The 19,898-nt window shown below is 47.0% G+C and carries 19 protein-coding genes and 1 tRNA gene; 1 reads left to right on the plus strand and 19 read right to left on the minus strand.

Annotated features, from left to right (window positions below; genetic code table 11):
* Nucleotides 1–36 precede the first annotated feature (36 nt).
* The 18 genes from cysQ to tsaE all read right to left on the minus strand — a co-directional run bounded on the left by cysQ (nt 37) and on the right by tsaE (nt 17,738).
* Complete coding sequence (cysQ, locus tag AAY47_RS00345; protein WP_047766270.1) at nt 37–780, minus strand: 3'(2'),5'-bisphosphate nucleotidase CysQ; 744 nt, start codon at nt 778–780, stop codon at nt 37–39.
* A 143-nt stretch (nt 781–923) separates the two neighbouring features.
* Nucleotides 924–1,544: a peptidylprolyl isomerase gene (locus AAY47_RS00350; RefSeq protein ID WP_047766271.1), complete on the minus strand. Its 621-nt coding sequence runs from the start codon at nt 1,542–1,544 to the stop codon at nt 924–926.
* Nucleotides 1,545–1,756: 212 nt separating this feature from the next.
* Nucleotides 1,757–2,209, minus strand: coding sequence for a 50S ribosomal protein L9 (gene rplI, locus AAY47_RS00355; RefSeq protein WP_047766272.1), 453 nt, complete (start codon nt 2,207–2,209; stop codon nt 1,757–1,759).
* A 38-nt stretch (nt 2,210–2,247) separates the two neighbouring features.
* A complete protein-coding gene (gene rpsR, locus AAY47_RS00360) occupies nt 2,248–2,475 on the minus strand; it encodes a 30S ribosomal protein S18 (protein WP_000135199.1) in 228 nt (75 codons plus the stop codon).
* Nucleotides 2,476–2,479: 4 nt separating this feature from the next.
* Complete coding sequence (gene priB, locus AAY47_RS00365) at nt 2,480–2,797, minus strand: primosomal replication protein N (protein ID WP_047766273.1); 318 nt, start codon at nt 2,795–2,797, stop codon at nt 2,480–2,482.
* A 5-nt stretch (nt 2,798–2,802) separates the two neighbouring features.
* Complete coding sequence (gene rpsF, locus AAY47_RS00370; protein ID WP_047766274.1) at nt 2,803–3,201, minus strand: 30S ribosomal protein S6; 399 nt, start codon at nt 3,199–3,201, stop codon at nt 2,803–2,805.
* A gap of 132 nt (nt 3,202–3,333) precedes the next feature.
* Entirely contained in the window at nt 3,334–4,071 is a 738-nt protein-coding gene (gene rlmB / locus AAY47_RS00375; protein WP_047766275.1) for a 23S rRNA (guanosine(2251)-2'-O)-methyltransferase RlmB, read from the minus strand.
* Between the two features lie 107 nt (nt 4,072–4,178).
* The gene (gene rnr / locus AAY47_RS00380; protein ID WP_047766276.1) at nt 4,179–6,626 is read right to left on the minus strand and encodes a ribonuclease R; all 2,448 of its coding nucleotides are present in this window, start codon (nt 6,624–6,626) and stop codon (nt 4,179–4,181) included.
* A gap of 44 nt (nt 6,627–6,670) precedes the next feature.
* Entirely contained in the window at nt 6,671–7,090 is a 420-nt protein-coding gene (gene nsrR / locus AAY47_RS00385) for a nitric oxide-sensing transcriptional repressor NsrR (RefSeq protein ID WP_047766277.1), read from the minus strand.
* A 177-nt stretch (nt 7,091–7,267) separates the two neighbouring features.
* Complete coding sequence (locus AAY47_RS00390; RefSeq protein ID WP_047766278.1) at nt 7,268–8,566, minus strand: adenylosuccinate synthase; 1,299 nt, start codon at nt 8,564–8,566, stop codon at nt 7,268–7,270.
* 190 nt (nt 8,567–8,756) lie between these two features.
* A complete protein-coding gene (gene hflC / locus AAY47_RS00395; RefSeq protein WP_047766279.1) occupies nt 8,757–9,746 on the minus strand; it encodes a protease modulator HflC in 990 nt (329 codons plus the stop codon).
* A 2-nt stretch (nt 9,747–9,748) separates the two neighbouring features.
* Nucleotides 9,749–10,960 carry an FtsH protease activity modulator HflK gene (hflK, locus tag AAY47_RS00400; protein ID WP_047766280.1) on the minus strand — a complete coding sequence of 404 codons (1,212 nt, stop codon included), beginning with the start codon at nt 10,958–10,960 and terminating at the stop codon, nt 9,749–9,751.
* A 322-nt stretch (nt 10,961–11,282) separates the two neighbouring features.
* Nucleotides 11,283–12,563 (minus strand): ribosome rescue GTPase HflX, encoded by a 1,281-nt coding sequence (gene hflX / locus AAY47_RS00405; protein WP_047766281.1) that lies wholly within the window; start codon nt 12,561–12,563, stop codon nt 11,283–11,285.
* A 95-nt stretch (nt 12,564–12,658) separates the two neighbouring features.
* Nucleotides 12,659–12,961: an RNA chaperone Hfq gene (gene hfq, locus AAY47_RS00410; RefSeq protein WP_047766282.1), complete on the minus strand. Its 303-nt coding sequence runs from the start codon at nt 12,959–12,961 to the stop codon at nt 12,659–12,661.
* A 121-nt stretch (nt 12,962–13,082) separates the two neighbouring features.
* Nucleotides 13,083–14,024, minus strand: a complete 942-nt coding sequence (miaA, locus tag AAY47_RS00415; protein WP_047766283.1) for a tRNA (adenosine(37)-N6)-dimethylallyltransferase MiaA — start codon at nt 14,022–14,024, stop codon at nt 13,083–13,085.
* Nucleotides 14,017–15,882 carry a DNA mismatch repair endonuclease MutL gene (gene mutL / locus AAY47_RS00420; protein WP_047766284.1) on the minus strand — a complete coding sequence of 622 codons (1,866 nt, stop codon included), beginning with the start codon at nt 15,880–15,882 and terminating at the stop codon, nt 14,017–14,019. Before mutL ends, miaA begins: the two co-directional genes overlap by 8 nt.
* Before the next feature lie 60 nt (nt 15,883–15,942).
* Nucleotides 15,943–17,259 carry an N-acetylmuramoyl-L-alanine amidase AmiB gene (gene amiB, locus AAY47_RS00425; protein ID WP_047766285.1) on the minus strand — a complete coding sequence of 439 codons (1,317 nt, stop codon included), beginning with the start codon at nt 17,257–17,259 and terminating at the stop codon, nt 15,943–15,945.
* Between the two features lie 14 nt (nt 17,260–17,273).
* The gene (tsaE, locus tag AAY47_RS00430) at nt 17,274–17,738 is read right to left on the minus strand and encodes a tRNA (adenosine(37)-N6)-threonylcarbamoyltransferase complex ATPase subunit type 1 TsaE (protein WP_047766286.1); all 465 of its coding nucleotides are present in this window, start codon (nt 17,736–17,738) and stop codon (nt 17,274–17,276) included.
* 204 nt (nt 17,739–17,942) lie between these two features.
* Between tsaE and queG the strand changes: the two genes are divergently transcribed.
* Nucleotides 17,943–19,100 carry a tRNA epoxyqueuosine(34) reductase QueG gene (gene queG / locus AAY47_RS00435; RefSeq protein ID WP_047766287.1) on the plus strand — a complete coding sequence of 386 codons (1,158 nt, stop codon included), beginning with the start codon at nt 17,943–17,945 and terminating at the stop codon, nt 19,098–19,100.
* A 659-nt stretch (nt 19,101–19,759) separates the two neighbouring features.
* Here queG and AAY47_RS00440 read toward each other — a convergent pair.
* Nucleotides 19,760–19,835 (minus strand) — tRNA-Gly (locus AAY47_RS00440).
* Nucleotides 19,836–19,898: the final 63 nt, after the last annotated feature.

Genomic DNA, 19,898 nt, shown 5'->3' on the forward strand with positions numbered 1-19,898 from the left:
GTGAGCCATTATCACCTTCACATTATCGCTTTCGTATTAAAAAACGCTGACTCTGAACCCTGGGTTCAGGAAAGATTCACGCGGCGTGTAATTGAGGGTTTTCCCTTCCCAGTCCGTCACATGTGCCCCAGCAGCAATAGCAATGGCATGGCCGGCACCCGTATCCCAGATATTAGTCGGCCCAAAGCGTGGATAAAGTTGGGCTTTTCCCTCGGCAACCATACAAAATTTAAGTGAAGATCCTACCTCAAGTGTATTGTGTATCCCTAGCTGGGAAAGATAGTCTTGCAATTCCTCATCGTCCTTGTGAGAACGGCTGACTACCACAACGGGAGGCTTCGCCTGCATAATTTTAATAGGAAGCATCTGACCATTGGTCTCTTTCCATGCCTGGCGCCCTTGCCCTAAATATAAGACATTCTGTACCGGGACATAGACAACCCCCATCACAGGTACACCATTTTCTATCAATGCAATATTGACGGTAAATTCACCATTGCGGCGAATAAATTCTTTCGTGCCATCTAATGGATCAACCAGCCAATAACGCTGCCAATTTTTCCGCTCTTCCCATGCAGGTGGATCTTCTTCTGATAACAACGGGATATCAGGTGCAATGTGCAACAATCCCGCTTTAATGATCTGATGAGCGGCAATATCCGCAGCAGTAACAGGTGAATCATCCATTTTATGCTTTACTTGCAACGGTTTCTCAGCCTGATAGACCTCCATGATCGCCGCGCCTGCTTCCCGTGCCAATTGGCAGATCTGTTGTAGCATCATACACCTCTGCGTTTGTTGTTTGGCTATACCATTTGAAGCACCATTTTTAACGCATTATTTACCGGAATGGCGAATATTTTATTCATCCATCATTTCCAAATACATCCAAAAAATAGCCGGTTAACCGGCTATTCAATAAGTTACAGAATTTCCAATAATTCCACTTCAAAAATCAGCGTGCTATAAGGTGGAATGGATGCACCTGCCCCACGCTCACCATAAGCCAGATTGTGCGGAATATAGAGTTCCCATTTGGAACCGACTGGCATCAAGGTCAACGCTTCAATCCAACCCGGAATCACACCACTGACAGGAAATTCTGCCGGTGTACCGCGCTGTACTGAACTATCAAAGACAGTGCCATCGATCAGGCGGCCGGTATAGTGAACGCGAACACGGTCAGTACGGGCAGGGATAGCGCCTTCACCTTGTGTCAGGACAGAAAATTGTAGGCCAGACTCAGTACTGCTTACGCCTTCACGCTGAATATTGTCTGCCAGAAATTTTTTGCCTTCTTCTGCCATCGCCTGCTGACGTTCACGACGAACACTATCAGCACGTTCATGAATTTCACGTAGCGCACGATGCAGCTCTTCTACAGGAATAGCAGGGGAACGGCTTTCCAGCGCATCACACAGTCCTGCCAACAGGGCTTCTGGTTCTAACCCTTGTAAACCCGATTCCTGTAACTGCTGCCCAACCTGCAAACCAATACCGTAACTTGCCCGCGCTTCAATAGACTCAAAAGAAGGTTTTGTCATGAAAGTACCTGTTATTAAATGAGTGAAAACTCAAGCATAACAGCACCGTCCGGATGGGTAAACGCGTGAAGGTGGGTAATAATAATGTAAACACCAATTATTGGCGTATAACGACTGTTGAGCCTGATATTTAGGGCAGTTTTTTCGGCACAAAACAAAAAACGCCGGCATTGCCGGCGTTTTTTGTCACATGTTCTTCAGCTAATCAACGATTAAGCTTCTGGAACAATGTTAACGTTCAATTGTGCGAATACATCGCTGTGTACCTGGAAGTGAACTTCGTGTTCACCAACAGTACGCAGAACGCCGTTAGACAGGCGAACTTCGCTCTTAGATACTTCAACGCCAGCCGCAGTCACTGCATCAGCGATATCACGAGTACCGATAGAACCGAACAGTTTACCTTCGTCACCCGCTTTAGAAGCGATAGTGACAGAACCCAGTGCGTTGATTTTATCTGCACGAGCTTGCGCTGCTGCCAGAACGTCAGCCAGTTTAGCTTCCAGTTCAGCACGACGAGCTTCGAAGAATTCGATGTTTTTCTTAGTGGCAGGAACAGCTTTGCCCTGTGGGACTAAGAAGTTACGGGCATAACCCGCTTTAACGTTAACTTGGTCACCCAGGCTACCCAGGTTCGCTACTTTATCAAGCAGAATAATTTGCATTACCTTATCCTCTCAGAGTCGTTAATGGACTGAGCCTATTACTGATGACGATCAGTGTAAGGCAACAGAGACAGATAGCGCGCACGCTTGATAGCACGAGCGAGCTGACGCTGGTATTTTGCACGAGTGCCAGTAATACGGCTTGGTACAATTTTACCGCTTTCGGTAATGTAGTTTTTCAGCGTAGCAATATCTTTATAATCGATCTCTTGTACGCCTTCCGCGGTGAAGCGGCAGAACTTGCGACGACGGAAATAACGTGCCATTTGGCTAGTCTCCAGAATCTATCAATTCAATCTGCTCGGCATGTAGAACCAGTTTGCTAAGACCATTGCGCCCATAGTGGGCATTAATGAATCCTGAAACAGTTATTCGACTGCCGACCGTTATACTGCGAGTATATTCCTGTAACAACTGTCCGCTGGCAATAACGGGCATTCTGCACCATGATTGCCTGCTGAATCCGGCTTCCTGTTGCTGTGAACGATGTTCAAGCACAAACTGACAATGTGGAATACCAGATGGACTGACTTTTCGTATCGGTGCCTTGCACACTGTGCCTGTGAGCACCAAACGATTGGTTGTCACGGTAATTACTCTTCAGAATCCCCAGCTTCATCAGCATCATCAACCAAGTCTTCTTCCAAGACCAGATCACGGCCGCGACGTTCGTCTTTAGCCTTAACCATTGGTGATGCTTCAGTTACTGCGTGCTTAACGCGCATAACCATGCTGCGGATAACGGCGTCGTTGAAGCGGAAGTTAGTTTCCAGCTCATCAATCGCTTCTTGTGGCGCTTCAACGTTCATCAGAACGTAGTGAGCCTTGTGCAGTTTGTTGATTGGGTAAGCCAGTTGACGACGACCCCAGTCTTCCAGACGGTGAATCTGACCTTGCGCGTTAGTGATAGTCGCACTGTAACGCTCGATCATGCCCGGAACCTGTTCGCTTTGGTCAGGGTGAACCATAAAAACGATTTCGTAATGACGCATTATTGCTCCTTACGGATTATTCAGCCTCCTGTCAGGGTCAGCCGTGGCCCATGGAGGCAAGGAACGTGTTTAGTACGGCTGAAAAATCGACGCGTCACTATACCCGTACAATACAAAAAACTCAATAAAGAATTACCGGGCACTTCTCTGGCGCACAATTTCAAACAAGCATACCCCTGTTGCAACCGATACATTCAAAGAAGAGACTGAACCCGCCATGGGAATACTGATCAATTCGTCACAATGTTCGCGCGTCAATCGACGCATTCCCTCACCTTCCGCGCCCATCACCAGCGCCATCGGTCCCGTCAACTTGCTTTCGTATAAATCATGCGTGGCTTCACCCGCCGTTCCGACAATCCAGACATTGTGTTCTTGCAGTAAACGCAGGGTTCGGGCAAGGTTAGTCACACGGATCAGCGGTACACTTTCTGCCGCACCACAGGCCACTTTTTTGGCGGTAGCATTCAATTGTGCAGAACGATCACGGGGAACAATAACGGCATCAACCCCCGCCGCATCTGCGGTACGCAAGCAAGCGCCCAGGTTATGGGGATCAGTGACACCATCCAGTACCAGCAGAAACGGGCGCTCCCGCCGAGATAACAAATCCGGCAGATCATTTTCCTGATACTGACGCCCTGGCTTGACTCGAGCAATGATCCCTTGATGAACGGCCCCTTCTGTTTGGGTATCCAACCATTGGCGGTTGGCAATTTGTACTGCGATACCGGTACTTTCCAACTCCTGCAATAATGGGGTTAAACGGCGATCTTCACGCCCTTTCAACACATAAACTTCCATGAAACGTTGTGGATCGCGCTCCAGCAAGGCTTTAACGGCATGGATACCGTAGATAATTTCACTCATGACTCACTGATACCTAACTCACTAATATCTTTAAGATACCGAAAATAGTGGGCGGCAGAAGCCACCCTGTTTGATGATTGTACGGATTAATTTTTCCCGGCTCGTTTTTACTCGCGATCAGCTTGCGTTTTTTTTGCACGCTTCGCTTTCAGTTTTGCCGTAATTTTTTGAGTCTTGCTTGACGGTTTTTTCTTTTTGCCTGGCTTAGATTCTTTAGGCTTTTCCGTACTTTTCTTTTTACGAAAGGCGCTATCTGACTCAAAATTGGCTGATTTTTTATGATCACGACCTTTTTTACCACTTTTACGCTCTGGCGTACCTTTTTTCGCCTTATCGCGTGCCGTCTTGCCTTGATTACGCGCTGTACGGGTTGTTGAAAGTAAGGCAAAATCAATATTGCGTTCATCCATATGAACCGCTTCCACCCGAATCTCGACTTCATCACCGAGGCGATAAGTTGTTCCAGAAGACTCACCAATCAAACGCTGGCCGACGTTATCATATCGATAATAATCGTTATTCAACGTCGAAACATGTACCAAGCCATCAATAAACAGATCATTTAAGCGAACAAAGAAACCGAAACCTGTCACGCTGGTAATCAATCCGGTAAAAACATTACCCACCTGATCTTGCATGAAATCACATTTCAGCCAGTCGGCCACATCCCTTGTCGCTTCGTCAGCACGGCGCTCAGTCATGGAACAGTGGTCACCCAATTGCAGCATTTGCTCCATATCGTTGTGCCAACCCCCTGTTGGCGTCCCGTTATGCTCAATAACACCCTTTTCTTGTGCCAATAAGTACTTAATCGCACGATGCAAAGCCAAATCAGGGTAGCGGCGGATTGGCGAAGTGAAATGAGAATAAGAGCGCAATGCTAAACCAAAATGCCCCCGATTCTCCGGCTCATAGATCGCCTGCTTCATAGAGCGCAACAGCATCGTTTGCAGTAACTCGTGATCGGGGCGATCCGCGACTTGTTTCATCAATTGCGCATAATCTTTCGGTTCTGGTGTCAGGCCACCCAACAAACTCAATCCTAACTCATTGAAGACTGAACGCAGGTTCAGGATACTCTCTTCTCTTGGTCGATCATGGATGCGATATAACGCTGGCTCATGGTGTTTTTCAACAAAACGGGCTGCGGCAATATTCGCCAGGATCATACACTCTTCGATAAGTTTATGCGCATCGTTGCGTACCACGGGTTCTATGCGCTCAATGCGACGCTCTGCATTAAAGATAAACTTGGCTTCTTCCGATTCAAACGAAATAGCGCCACGCTGTTCACGCGCTTGTTCCAGTGCCTGATAAAGCTCATGCAGATATTCAATAGGTTGCACCAGCGGCTTATAGTGCTCACGCAACTCTTGATCCCCCTGCAAAATCTTCCAGACTTTGGTATAGGTCAAACGGGCGTGTGAATTCATCACCGCTTCATAAAACTTGTAGGAAGAGAGCTTGCCCTGGTCGGAGACCGTCATTTCACACACCATACACAGGCGATCAACTTCTGGATTGAGGGAGCACAACCCGTTAGACAGTACTTCCGGCAGCATAGGGACAACCTGGGATGGGAAGTAAACCGAGTTACCACGGCTGCGTGCTTCCATATCCAAAGCGGTTTGCGGGCGAACATAGTAGCTGACATCAGCAATCGCTACCCACAATCGCCAACCGCCACCCCGTTTTCTTTCGCAATACACCGCATCATCAAAGTCTCGTGCATCTTCGCCATCAATCGTCACCAACGGCAACGCTCGTAAATCTACACGGCCTTGTTTGGCCGATTCCGGTACATGTTCAGCCAAACCCGCAATCTGTTTTTCTACCATCGGAGGCCAACTATGGGGAATTTCATGGGTACGCAGTGCGATCTCAACCGCCATGTTCGTTCCCATGGTTTCACCCAGCACTTCAACAATTTTACCGATGGCTTTAGTCCGACGAGTCGGGCGATTTGTCAATTCAACCACCACGACATTCCCCATTCTTGCCCCGCAAGTTGCTTCTTTTGGGATCAAGATATCGAAACAGAGACGGCTATCATCAGGGACGACAAATCCCATACCAGCATCCATAAAATACCGGCCAACAATCTGGCTATTCTTGGGTTCCAAAACCCGCACGATACGCACTTCAACGCGACCTTTTCTGTCTGGTTGCAAGGGCTGTGCCAGTACCACCTCGCCGTGGATCGCCATTTTCATCTGGTCGGCTGGCAGGTAATAGTCTTCTTTATGGCCTTCCACACGCAGAAAACCATAGCCATCGCGGTGTCCAATCACCGTGCCTTTCAATAAATCCAGCCGCTCTGGTAACGCATAACATTGCCGGCGGGTAAAAACCAACTGCCCATCACGTTCCATTGCCCGCAAACGGCGGCGCAGTGCTTCCAGTGCATCTGGAGTGGTTAACTGAAGTTCCTGTGCGAGTTCCTGACGGCTTACCGGCGTGGCGTGTTTAGAAATGATATCCAAGATGTATTCACGGCTTGGGATAGGAGATTCGTATTTTGCAGCTTCTCGTTCCTGAAAAGGATCTTTTGACATCATCATTCCTCTATTGTCATCAGCAAGCTGTTTATCCCCTTGCGTCACTTAACCAAAAGTAATTGATAAAGGGGACGATTGTCTTTGACCATATCGGCCACAGTATGTTTATCCAACTCTTCCAAAAAATTTTCTACCGCTTGATTCAAGACCGACTTTAAGCGACATGCAGGCGTGATTTGACAGGCACTACAGTTAACCAATGACAGAGGTTCTAATGAGCGAACTACATCACCAATTTTGATCTCGTTGGCAGGTTTCCCTAAACTGATGCCGCCATTTTTCCCCCTGACAGCATTCACTAATCCTAAATGACTCAGTTGATTGATAATTTTTACCATATGGTTACGTGAGACACCATAAACTTCAGTGACTTCTGTAATACTCGTCATTTGGCCTTCTGGTAGAGAGGCCATATAAATCAAAGCACGTAATCCATAATCGGTAAAACTGGTTAACTGCACACTCACCTCTGGGAGACTGAATATAACGGAGCTTATTTGGCACCAAAAAATGTATGTTTATTGGTTTTCGTTAGTTAATCATCATTATGTGGGTATTTTAAAAATTAAGCAAAACGGGAGAAAACAAAAACCGGGCAATAAGCCCGGTCATGTGCGCATAAAAGGTGAATCTATCGATTAAGCATCAAAGGGATCACGCAGGATCATGGTTTCCGCACGATCTGGGCCTGTAGAAATAATATCAACAGGAACGCCAGTCAGCTCTTCTACACGTTTGATGTAGTTCAATGCTGCTTGTGGCAACTGGCTGTGATCTTTCACGCCAAAAGTACTGTCATCCCAACCAGGCAGAGCTTCATAGACTGCTTCAAGACCTTCCCAGTTTTCTGCGGCCAGTGGCGTCGTGTCAATGACCGTGCCATCAGGCAGGCGATAACCCACGCAGATTTTCACTTCTTTCAAGCCATCCAGCACATCCAGTTTGGTCATGCAGAAGCCAGACAGAGAGTTGATTTGGATCGCGCGACGAATAGCTACGATATCCAACCAGCCTGTACGACGGCTACGACCTGTCGTCGCGCCAAATTCCTGACCTTTTTGACGCAGGTATTCACCTGTTTCATCAAACAGCTCAGTTGGGAATGGGCCAGCCCCTACACGAGTAGAGTAAGCCTTGATGATACCCAGTACATAATCAACATAACGTGGACCCAGGCCAGAACCCGTTGCAACGCCACCCGCAGTGGTGTTGGAAGAAGTCACATAAGGATAAGTACCGTGGTCGATATCCAACAGAGTACCCTGCGCACCTTCAAACATTACCAATTCACCTTTCTGGGTTGCTTTATACAGCAAGTCAGAAACGTCAACTACCATGCCCGTCAGGATATCGGCAACAGCCAAAATGTCATCTAAGGTTTTCTGGTAATCAACGGCAGGTTCTTTGTAGTAGTTAACTAACTGGAAGTTGTGGTAGTCGATGATTTCTTTCAGTTTGACAGCGAAAGTTTCTTTATCAAACAGATCACCCACACGCAAGCCACGGCGTGCGACTTTGTCTTCGTACGCAGGACCAATACCACGACCTGTTGTCCCAATCGCCTTGGCTCCACGCGCTTTTTCGCGGGCGTTATCCAATGCAACATGGTAAGGCAGGATCAGCGGACAAGCTTCAGAAATAAGCAGGCGCTCACGTACAGGGATCCCACGTGATTCAAGCTCTTTCATCTCTTTCATCAAAGCATCTGGTGCTAAAACGACCCCATTTGCGATAATGCTAATGACATTTTCACGTAAGATCCCGGATGGAATTAAGTGGAGAACGGTTTTTTCACCGTTGATGACTAGTGTATGGCCCGCGTTATGGCCCCCTTGATAACGAACTACGTATTTAGCCCGTTCAGTCAGCAAGTCGACGATTTTACCCTTGCCCTCGTCACCCCATTGGGTGCCCAATACGACAACGTTCTTACTCATTTCAAAAGTTCACTCGGTTGCTTAAAAATGGATTCTACCATCTCATTTAGCACCTTTCAGTATTTTTTATTACTTCTTGTTATTTCTTTTAGTTATATAAATAGGATAATGAATAAACAATTGGTAATTATAGCGGTATATAAAAGCCACTGTCTTTTTCTACAGTGGCTTACAGTAAGTTAAGAGGACATTACTTCGCAGGGGCTTTCATATAACGGAAGAAGTCAGTATCTGGACTGAGTACCATGACATCATTACCGTCATTCTTGAAGCTCTTCTCGTAAGCACGCAGGCTACGGATAAATGCATAGAATTCGGGGTCCTGATTGAATGCATCCGCAAAGAGTTTTGTGGCTTCCGCATCACCTTCACCATGTAAAACCAGTGCTTCACTCTGTGCTTCTGCCCTGATTTCAGTTGCTGTTTTATCAGCAGCAGCCCGGATCTTTTCCGCTTCTTCCGAACCTTCGGAACGCAGGAGACGCGCTTCGGCTTCACGGTCAGCACGCATACGCTGGTAAATCGCTTCTGAAATTTCCTGTGGCAAGTTGATCTGTTTGATACGAACGTCAACAACCTCAATACCTAACGCCGCCATACTGTTTGGATTGATGGCAGGTTGCTTGCCTTTCGTCTCTTTTTCTACCAAGGCCGCAGCCGATGCAATGGCAGTATCGACATCTGTTGCATCATTCTCTTCGTGAGTCCCCTGATTCAGGGCATCACGCACATCGGTAGTTAAACGACCACGGGAATCAGTCACAATACCGCGCACATCAAGACGACCAATTTCAGAACGCAAGCGGTCACTGAATTTACGTCTCAGCATTATTTCAGCCCGGTTAATATCACCGCCACCGGTAGCCAGATAGTAACGGCTGAAATCATTAATGCGCCACTTCAAATAAGAATCAACGATCAGGTCCTTATTTTCACGTGTCAGGAAACGGTCAGCCTTGATATCCATCGTCTGGATACGGGCATCAAGGGTTTTAACTGTTTCTACAAACGGAATTTTGAAATGCAGGCCCGGCTCATAAATGATCGGTTTATTCTCTGCATCACGTACAACCTTACTAAAACGCAGTACAATGCCACGTTCACCTTCTTTTACAGTAAAGATTGATGAATAGAGAACAACCAATACCGCAATAATTACAACAATGAGTGAATTACGCATGATTATGGTCTCCCTGTTCTGACCGAATCACCGCGCAGGTTATCGCTACCACCATAAGTGTTAGATTCCCGTTGTGGCGTAGGTTGATTCTGACGGATCATTTTCTGCACTGCCGTGTTACTGGATATATGTTGCTGAACTTTCGCCTGATCTTTCACCACGTTATCTAATGGCAATAACAGCACGTTGTTACTCTTGTCGCTTGCAATAACTTTACGTGTATTGCTCAACACACGTTCCATCGTCTCGATATACAAACGTTCACGCGTAATTTCTGGCGCCGCCTTATATTCAGGTAAGATTTTGGCAAAACTCGCCACTTCACCCTTCGCATTCAATACCGCGCTAACTTTATAGGCTTTGGCATCTTCAATAATACGCTGCGCTTCACCTTTCGCTTTAGGTAATACTTCGTTCTCGTAAGCTCGAGATTCACGAATGGTTTGCTGCTTCTGTTCACGTGCTGCGATCACATCATCGAATGCAGCTTTAACCTCTTCTGGCGGACGGGCAGCCTGGAAGTTTACATCGACCACAGTAATGCCCATATGGTATGGACGGATCGTCTCTTCCAGCACTTTCTGAGTATCGTTACGGACAACAGTACGTCCTTCCGTCAGGTTGGTTTCCATCGAGTATTTACCAACAACACCGCGCACGGCACTGTCTGTAGCTTGACGCAAGCTATCATCAGGATTGGTAACGCTGAAGAGATAAGCGGATGGATCAGTCACGCGGTATTGGACGTTCATTTCAGCCAATACCACGTTTTCATCTGAGGTCAGCATGGCACCGGTCGTTGCCAAATCGCGCACAGACTCAATGTTAACAGGCCTGACTTGATCGATAAACGTCATTTTCCAATTCAAGCCGGGCTGTACAACATGACTAAACTTACCAAATCGAGTAACGACACCACGATCCGATTCTTTAATCGTATAAAAACCACTAACAACCCAAACAGCAATTGCAGCAGCAACGGCAAGACCAATAAGACGCCCGCCAAGTTTAGGGTTCTGCCCAGAACCATTTCCACCTTTGTTTCCACCGAGACCACCGAGTTTTTCACTCAGCTTACGGAACAGATCGTCGAGATCAGTTGCCCCACGGTTACGACCACCTTTATTGTTGCCGCCGGAGTTGCCGCCATTATTATTGCTGCTTCCCCACGGGTCGCGGTCTTGTCCGTTATTACCGGGCTGATTCCACGCCATGTTTTAGCTCCACTTTCTAGTTTTTACTGGTTTTTCAGAGGTGACTGCTCTCCACCCAGATGGGTGAGGCTTCCCACTTCACAGACCGTTGCCTGTCCCTGACAGGTTTGACAACGGCCTCCGTGGGCAGAAACGACGAACTTCATCGTTTTTGTAAGCAACCAATATTATTGGGTGATAACTTTTGACAGTGCTGATCCTGTTACTGCAATTCTGGCACAGTCATTTCATCACCGCCATTTCATCTCTGCCACTCCATCACTATAAGCACCTTGAAATGACGGATAAAATGATACCTTGTTTGTTGTCCTGCGCCAATCAATCAGACAACATAGTCGGGTAATTTTGGTTCTTGTTTGCACAGACGGCGCCAATCGACCATTGGCATTCTGACTTCAACACCAACCTGGCCATTTTCTTCCATCCATTCACGTTCAATGGCCTGAAGCTGATAAAAACGGCTACGCAAACGCCCTGCTTCAGGTGGGAGATGCAATTTATAGTGCGCAATTTCACCTGAAAGGCGCTCAGTCAATGCCTGCAATAATAAAGGAATACCTGCGCCGGTTTGTGCAGATAACCAAACTCTGACCGGACGATTTTCTTCATCACGATCAATGCGGGGAATAAAATCTTCTAACATATCGATTTTATTCATCACCATCAGCGAAGGGATCTCATTGGATTCAATCTCTTCAAGAACACAGTCAACAGCGATAATGTTTTCATCGAAGCGAGGATCAGCCGCATCAACCACATGCAGTAATAATCTCGCCTGCCGAGTTTCCTGCAAAGTCGCCTTGAACGCTGCCACCAAATCATGGGGTAAATGGCGGATAAAACCCACTGTATCAGCCAAAACAACCGTACCAACATCATCCACCTCTATTCGGCGCAATGTCGGATCCAGAGTGGCAAAAAGCTGGTCAGCCGCATAAACATCGGCAGAAGTGATTTTATTGAATAGACTGGACTTTCCGGCATTGGTGTAACCGACAAGAGAGACGGTGGGGATATCGGCTTTATTACGTGCCTGACGCCCCTGTTCACGCTGCTTTTCAACTTTGTTGAGGCGCCCCAAAATCTGTTTGATTTTGTCACGCAGCATACGGCGGTCACTTTCCAACTGGGTTTCCCCAGGCCCACGCAGCCCGATCCCCCCTTTTTGGCGTTCAAGGTGAGTCCAGCCTCGAACCAGACGGGTGGACAGATGACGCAACTGTGCCAGTTCGACTTGCAACTTGCCTTCGTGCGTTCTTGCCCGTTGGGCAAAAATATCCAGAATCACGCCCGTGCGATCAACGACACGGCATTGGCACAAGCGTTCAAGATTACGTTCCTGAGCAGGACTGAGGGTATGGTTAAATAACACCACATCTGCACCGCTGTTTTTGACAGCTTCAGCAATTTCCTCTGCCTTGCCCTCTCCGACAAAATATTTCGGATGAGGTGCCTTCCGGCTTCCGGTTACAATCTGCACAGGAGAAACACCTGCGGAAGTTACCAATGACTCGAATTCACTGAGATTTTCCGTATCTTTTTCCTGTGAGAAGAAAACATGCACCAGAACGGCTAACTCTCCGCCTTCATAACGATCAAACAACGGTGCAACCCCTCAGGCTGAGTAAAAATCCAATAAGAAAAAACATAGGTAAAGTCTCCCTACCTATGTTTTTATTTTCAGGCACGGCGGCTGATTTATTCAGCGCCATCGCTTTCCTGTTGTACTGCCGAGTTCGTGCCAGCATGATAATTACCAACGCCAGTCGGCACATTCGGGTTGTTACCATGATGAGACACTGGACGGGAAGGCACAACAGTAGAGATGGCATGCTTATAAACCATCTGGCTCACCGTGTTCTTCAGTAAAATGACAAACTGGTCAAAAGATTCAATCTGACCCTGTAATTTGATGCCATTGACCAAATAAATAGAAACCGGGACCCTTTCACGTCGTAAAGCGTTCAGGAATGGATCTTGCAGAGATTGCCCCTTAGCCATTCTATATTTTCCTTATTTTGTTGTTTTTCACTAAGAACCTGTTGGTTCGAAAAATTAACTACTCAAAAATGACACTTTGTATTGATCACTGGTACTGATCAATTGTACACAATCAATAAATTTATGTACTAACAACCTGCATGACTGTGTTTAGGTTTTGTTTAGGTTGATCGCTATCCAACCACGCCACATTGTCCCAACTCCTGAGCCACGTGATCTGACGCTTCGCCAATTGGCGTGTCGCACAGATACCACGGTAAACCATCTCATCATGAGAGATTTCGCCCGCGAGGTAAGACCACATCTGACGATAACCAACACAACGAATGGAGGGTAAATCGGTATGCAAATCACTACGAGCATAAAGTGCTTTTACCTCATCTTCAAACCCTGATTTGATCATTTGTTCAAAACGGGCTGCGATACGCTGATGCAACATTTCACGACTTGTCGGCGCGATCGCAAATTGATGAACTCGATAAGGCAATATTTCTCCAGACGTTTCAGTCAACTCAGTTAGAGTTTTACCCGAAATCCGAAAAACTTCCAGTGCACGAGTAAGACGTTGTGGATCATTAGGATGAATCCTTGCCGCAGAAACGGGATCAATTTCCTGTAATTGTCGATGTAATTCGTCCCATCCTAGCTCTGCGGCCTGTTGTTCAATCTGCGCCCTCATCTCAGGCTCTGCGGAAGGTAAAGGCGATAATCCTTCCAACAATGCTTTGAAATATAGCATGGTTCCACCAACCAGGAGTGGTATTCTCCCAGCCGCCGTGATTTCAGCCATTTCTTGCAATGCATCACGGCGAAAATCAGCAGCAGAATAGACTGCCGCAGGGTCAAGAATATCGATCAAACGATGAGGTGCCAGAGCCTGCTCTTCTGCGGAAGGTTTTGCTGTCCCAATATCCATTCCACGATAAATTAACGCAGAATCGACACTGATTAATTCAACCGGAAGATGCCGGCGCAAGGCGATCGATAACGCCGTTTTCCCTGAAGCCGTCGGTCCCATGATAAAAATGGCTGTCGGCAGGTGTTGAGTTTTTAAATCACTCATGATTAAGGAATGCCACCACTGCTTGTAAATCAATTAACTGTAATAACCCATCCGGCGGCGATCCCACCAGCTGAGGGCAAAGGCGTTCGACATCAGCCAAAAGCTGGACAGCCTGCGCGATGTTCCACGTTTCATGCTCACTATCCACGTGACGGGAAAGCCAACTGGCAACTTGCTCAACAGAAGCGGCTGACTGTTCCCCAAGATAACCCAACAGTTCCGGCAAGAGTTTCGGCAGGTTCTGTTGACGCAGAGGCAACGATACCGCATGAATGGTTACTTTTCCATGTGCGACTGTCGATTCAATACCAAAAGTCTTTAACAAGTCACTATTCTGCTTTAAGACATGCATTTCTGACTGATTGAGAGCCAGTTTCAGCGGGATCAATAATGGCTGGGATTTCAGCCCCTGTTCTCCGGGGGTCAGTTGCGCCTGTTTCAGCCAGCGCCCTGCAACTGGCAGAGAAAGCAGCCCGATTCCCAATGGCGATTCGAGCAAAGCATAACAACCTGCATAGATACACAATACTTTTCCAAAGCTATGTTTCCCCTGCCCCGATGGCACAGGAGTCGCAGAAACCGATACACCTTCCCGCACACCCCGCTCTGGAAATAACGGGCGTTTTTCTTCCGGGGAGAATTGCATCATTTTTTGGTACAACTCCCCCTGTTTTTTCTGGTAGCTTTCCCCATGATGTATTTGTTGTGTACCACGATCATGATGCTCATGACGTCGTGAAGAGGCCTCATCCGCTTGTTCAACACGCTTACGGGTAAAATGATTTTCTCCCGCAGCAGGGCGATTCTCCGGCACCCAGCTTGTAACACTCTCCTGACAGCCGAGCGCCAGTTCATCTCCCGTGCCGCGTTGTTTCAATACCGCAGCCACCCCCTGATAAATAAAATCATGTACCAGGCGGGCTTGATGGAAACGCACTTCATGTTTGGCCGGATGTACATTGACATCCACCTGTCGTGGATCGATTTCGAGATACAAAACATAAGCGGGTTGTTGCTCACCCTTAATCAAATCCTGATAAGCCTGACGAATCGCATGATTAAGCAGGCGATCCCGCATCATGCGCCCATTGACATAGCAATATTGGATCTCGCTCACGGCCGGATTCACCGGATCGACAACCCAGCCCTTAATAGACAAGGAATCATGCTGCCATGACAACGCCAGCGCCTGTTGCACAAAAGCGGTTCCACAAATGGCTGCCAGACGCCGTTCATGCTGAGATTCCTCTTTAGCGGGACGGTACTGGCGCATCAATTTCCCATTGTGATTCAGGTTAATGGCGACATCCAACCGCGTCAAAGCGATACGACGCACTATTTCATCAATATGGCCAAATTCCGTTTTTTCTGTTCTCAAAAATTTTCGACGGGCAGGCGTGTTATAAAACAGATCCAACACTTCAACCGTTGTCCCCACAGGATGAGCAGCAGGTTTTACCGTGACCTCCATATCACGGCCTTCGGCATAAGATTGCCACGCTTCTGCCTGACTTTCAGGACGGGAAGTTAATGTCAGCCTTGAAACCGAGCTGATACTCGCTAAGGCTTCCCCACGGAACCCCATGCTGACAATCGCTTCCAAATCATCCAATGAAGCAATTTTACTGGTCGCATGGCGCGCCAGTGCCAGCATCAAATCCTGTTTGGCTATCCCACAGCCATTATCGCGGATACGGATAAGCTTTGCGCCACCCCGTTCAATATCAATATCAATACGGGTTGCACCGGCATCAAGGCTATTTTCCACCAACTCTTTCACTACAGAAGAAGGGCGTTCAACCACTTCACCCGCAGCAATCTGGTTTGCCAATTGTGGGGGTAATATCTTGATAGCCATAATGTGACCTTACCTACGATTCAGAGCCTGTCAAACCTATTCTGATAGGCGTATATTTGGTTACTTTGGTGCAGACTGCAACGGGTTAGCCAGAAAATAGTGACGTAATCCCAAATGAATGGCCTGTGCCAGTTTCTCCTGATACTGATTGGAGCCTAATAACGTTTCTTCAGACACATTACTGATAAAGCCCGTTTCCACTAAAATGGACGGAATATCCGGCGAGCGCAAAACACCCAGGCTTGCATGTTCTGGTGTACGTTTATGCAGGGAACCAATTCTGGTTAGCTGGCTCAATACCTGCATAGCAACATCATAGCCAACCCGTTGTGAATGCCCAAATTGCAAATCCAGCACGGCCTTACTCAGATAAGGATCAGTGCCGTTGGCGAGAGCATCTCCCGCACCGCCCAGTAATTCCGATTGTTTTTCATGCTGTTCCAGCCAGTTCCCCAATTCACTGTTTGCACGGCGGTTGGATAGCACCCAGACAGAAGCACCTCTGGCACCGCGATTAGGCGCGGCATCGGCATGAATGGATACCAGTATATTGGCTTTATGTTTACGGGCGACTTCAGAACGCCCTGCCACAGAAATAAAATAATCGCCATTTCGCGTCAACACCGGCGTGAACATGGGATCATTGCGCAAAAGGGCTTCCAATTTACGAGCAACATTAATCGTGACATTCTTTTCTTTCAGCCCCCGTTGCCCAATCGCTCCAGGATCTTGCCCGCCATGCCCCGCATCAATGGCAACGACAACCGGGTGGAACGCTCTTCCTTGCGCAGATTGAGCTGCCTGTTTCTTCACACCTTGCTCACGGTGATTCGATACTGGCTTAGTTTCTTTTTCCGGCAGGGGAGCATTATTTGTAAGCAAGCGCTTACTTTCATTTTTTAAGGCCGGCTTATTCGATACCGATGAGTTATTCGCCACTCCATTGGCTTTCAGTGTCATCATCACTTGCGATTGATTGCCGACATTTTTCACCGTAGATGTCACTGTAGCCTTATGTGCCAATTCCAACACCACCCGCTGATGATGTGCATCAGATGGCTGGCTGGAACGTATCTGTTTTACCAGATTCTGGCCGGATAAAATCATCGGTAATCCAACAATCTTACTGGCTTGGCGAATATCCACCACCAACCGTTCAGGAGAATGCAAAAGAAAGAACCGATAATCAGGATACCCGCCGGTGAATTTCAACGTTACTACGGACTCAGATGGATCATTCTTCACATGAATATTCGACAGTGTAGCCGCAGACGCCGCCGTAATAACCAGCTGATTTAACATGAAAAACAAAACACAGGCCATTACCCAATAGGCACGCCATTTTTTTATCACATCCACTAAAAAGGCATTCATCATAGTCGGGTATTCCTTCATAAGGACTTCAAATTATCCAACAGACTTTCACCATATTGAGATAACGCAACAAAACGAGCCTGGCGCCCTTCACTGTCATAACTCAGGTGCAACTCAATATCTGCATCAGGCAAAACGCCAGTGCCCTGCTGAGGCCACTCCACCAGACAAATAGCGTCCTGATGGAAATAATCCCGGATCCCCATAAATTCCAGCTCTTCAGGATCAGCCAGACGGTAAAGATCGAAATGGTAGACAGGCCGTGGTTGTAAAGCATAAGGCTCGACTAACGTATAAGTCGGACTTTTCACATGCCCCTGATGGCCGAGAGCTTGCAGAAAACCCCGGCTGAATGTGGTTTTTCCTGCACCAAGATCGCCATACAGATAAATAACATAGCCGCGATCGCCAACTGCCGCCACTGCATTGCCCAATGCAACTGTGGCATTTTCATTTGGGAGTGATAAAACGAGTTCTTTCATTGAAAAATATCTGTTTTGATTTATTGAATGAGAAACTAGTCAGGTAGAATATCAGTTAAATAGATTAACCCGTAACCATAACATAATTCAGACATTATCATTTAGTCTCTTCTGTGCTACCGTAACAACTATATGCTCCATTTTTTGTATTCAATTCCCTCTGTGTTAAGCTAACGCCCCTCTTTCAGCAGTCATTTGTATTTCATGGCAACCCCTCTCGATCTGAATCTTCTGGCAACAAACATCAAGCAATGGGGCCTTTCCCTTGGCTTCCAGCAAGTCGGCATCTGTGATACGGACTTATCGGCAGAAGAGCCGAGATTACAAGAATGGCTTGATAAGCAATATCATGGCGAAATGGACTGGATGGCGCGTCACGGCATGATGCGCGCCCGTCCCCATGAGCTTCTGCCGGGGACTTTGCGGGTTATCAGCGTACGCATGAATTATCTGCCTGCTAAAGCCGCGTTTGCCAGTACGCTTAACAATCCGCAAATGGGTTATATTAGTCGCTATTCGTTGGGCCGGGATTATCATAAACTGCTACGTCAGCGTCTCAAAAAACTGGGCGACAAGATCCAAGAATATTGCAGCACCCATGAATATCAGGGAACTTTGAATTTTCGTCCTTTTGTCGATTCTGCTCCGATTATGGAACGCCCACTGGCCGCAAAAGCGGGGCTTGGTTGGGTTGGTAAACACTCACTTATATTAAATCGTGAATCGGGTTCCTGGTTTTTCCTCGGTGAATTGCTGATTAATCTTCCCCTGCCGATTGATGTTCCACAAGAGGAGCAATGTGGACGCTGCGTAGCCTGCATGACAACTTGTCCAACGGGGGCTATTGTTGCACCTGACACCATTGATGCCCGACGCTGCATCTCATATCTGACCATTGAATTGGAAGGTGTTATTCCAGAAGAACTGCGCCCACTGATGGGTAACCGGATTTATGGCTGCGATGATTGCCAGCTTATTTGCCCCTGGAACCGTTTTTCTCAATTAACAGATGAAGCTGATTTTAGCCCACGAGCCGTACTGCATACTCCTGAGCTATTAGATCTATTCAATTGGAGCGAGGAGAAGTTTCTGCGTATCACGGAAGGCTCGGCAATTCGCCGTATTGGATATCTGCGCTGGTTGCGCAACATTTCCGTCGCCTTAGGTAATGCACCGTATCAAGATGACATTGTGTTAGCGTTGGAAAAAAAGTTCGGCTTAAGTGAAGTTTTGGATGAACATATCCACTGGGCGATCGCCCGGCAAATGACCCGCCGCAATGCGAATGCCATTGAGGTTCAAACCTCACAACAAAAACGATTAATAAGGGCAATAACCAAAGGCTTACCCAGAGACGCCTAATAATTAACCATCCGGTTTTATGGTAAAAAAAACCGTTTATTTCCTTGTGAATAAAATAAAAATACTTTGCTGATCAACTAACAAACAGAGAATAAATGTTGATCATGTTATTTTTAAATTAGGTTAATTACTTTAATTAATCAATAAGTTAAGTTTGAACTGTTGTTGTGAATGATAAGTCAAGAAAACCAAACACAAAGAATCCTCCTGTGGATAACTCTGTGTAACAAGTAGAGCATCATCAGGTGACTCAATAGAGTGATAATGTTAAAAACTGTGGATAAAAAACAAGAATTGAGTTCTAGTCTCGAACACCAGAAATCAGCAGCAAGGCAATAGCCCACTCATCCATTCTAGACGCTAGTGGAGAAATTTTCCTCTGCCCATTCAAAAATGAGGCGGCATTATGGACCTGTTGGAGCAGGATAGCAAGCGCTTTATCGTCAATAATGTGCTGGACGCTTCCCAATCGGACGGCTTATAAAGGCACCTTAACGTCTGATAAGGGGACACCTGCATAAAACAACTCATATTGGAGATGCCTTGAAGCAAACGCTAACCCAACCACATCCTACACCAACCTGACCCTTTCGACAGGAGATACAGTATCTGTCTTGAACGAGATTTTTATAGAAATAAGGTAACAAAATGGAGGAAATTGGAGCGGGAAACGAGACTCGAACTCGCGACCCCAACCTTGGCAAGGTTGTGCTCTACCAACTGAGCTATTCCCGCGTCGCTGACAGCTAATATTATTAGCCTGAGATGCCTGAATGCTGATTTTGAATACCTGTTAAC

Origin of the sequence: Xenorhabdus griffiniae, from assembly GCF_001028135.1 — a bacterium.
Taxonomy (GTDB): Bacteria; Pseudomonadota; Gammaproteobacteria; order Enterobacterales; family Enterobacteriaceae; genus Xenorhabdus; species Xenorhabdus bakwenae.

Excerpts from the sequence above, each read along its gene's own strand:
- cysQ (WP_047766270.1), bottom strand. The coding sequence starts at position 780 with ATGCTACAACAGATCTGCCAATTGGCACGGGAAGCAGGCGCGGCGATC.
- AAY47_RS00350 (WP_047766271.1), bottom strand. The coding sequence starts at position 1,544 with ATGACAAAACCTTCTTTTGAGTCTATTGAAGCGCGGGCAAGTTACGGT.
- rplI (WP_047766272.1), bottom strand. The coding sequence starts at position 2,209 with ATGCAAATTATTCTGCTTGATAAAGTAGCGAACCTGGGTAGCCTGGGT.
- rpsR (WP_000135199.1), bottom strand. The coding sequence starts at position 2,475 with ATGGCACGTTATTTCCGTCGTCGCAAGTTCTGCCGCTTCACCGCGGAA.
- rpsF (WP_047766274.1), bottom strand. The coding sequence starts at position 3,201 with ATGCGTCATTACGAAATCGTTTTTATGGTTCACCCTGACCAAAGCGAA.
- rlmB (WP_047766275.1), bottom strand. The coding sequence starts at position 4,071 with ATGAGTGAAATTATCTACGGTATCCATGCCGTTAAAGCCTTGCTGGAG.
- rnr (WP_047766276.1), bottom strand. The coding sequence starts at position 6,626 with ATGTCAAAAGATCCTTTTCAGGAACGAGAAGCTGCAAAATACGAATCT.
- AAY47_RS00390 (WP_047766278.1), bottom strand. The coding sequence starts at position 8,566 with ATGAGTAAGAACGTTGTCGTATTGGGCACCCAATGGGGTGACGAGGGC.
- hflC (WP_047766279.1), bottom strand. The coding sequence starts at position 9,746 with ATGCGTAATTCACTCATTGTTGTAATTATTGCGGTATTGGTTGTTCTC.
- hflK (WP_047766280.1), bottom strand. The coding sequence starts at position 10,960 with ATGGCGTGGAATCAGCCCGGTAATAACGGACAAGACCGCGACCCGTGG.
- hfq (WP_047766282.1), bottom strand. The coding sequence starts at position 12,961 with ATGGCTAAGGGGCAATCTCTGCAAGATCCATTCCTGAACGCTTTACGA.
- miaA (WP_047766283.1), bottom strand. The coding sequence starts at position 14,024 with ATGAGTGATTTAAAAACTCAACACCTGCCGACAGCCATTTTTATCATG.
- mutL (WP_047766284.1), bottom strand. The coding sequence starts at position 15,882 with ATGGCTATCAAGATATTACCCCCACAATTGGCAAACCAGATTGCTGCG.
- amiB (WP_047766285.1), bottom strand. The coding sequence starts at position 17,259 with ATGATGAATGCCTTTTTAGTGGATGTGATAAAAAAATGGCGTGCCTAT.
- tsaE (WP_047766286.1), bottom strand. The coding sequence starts at position 17,738 with ATGAAAGAACTCGTTTTATCACTCCCAAATGAAAATGCCACAGTTGCA.
- queG (WP_047766287.1), top strand. The coding sequence starts at position 17,943 with ATGGCAACCCCTCTCGATCTGAATCTTCTGGCAACAAACATCAAGCAA.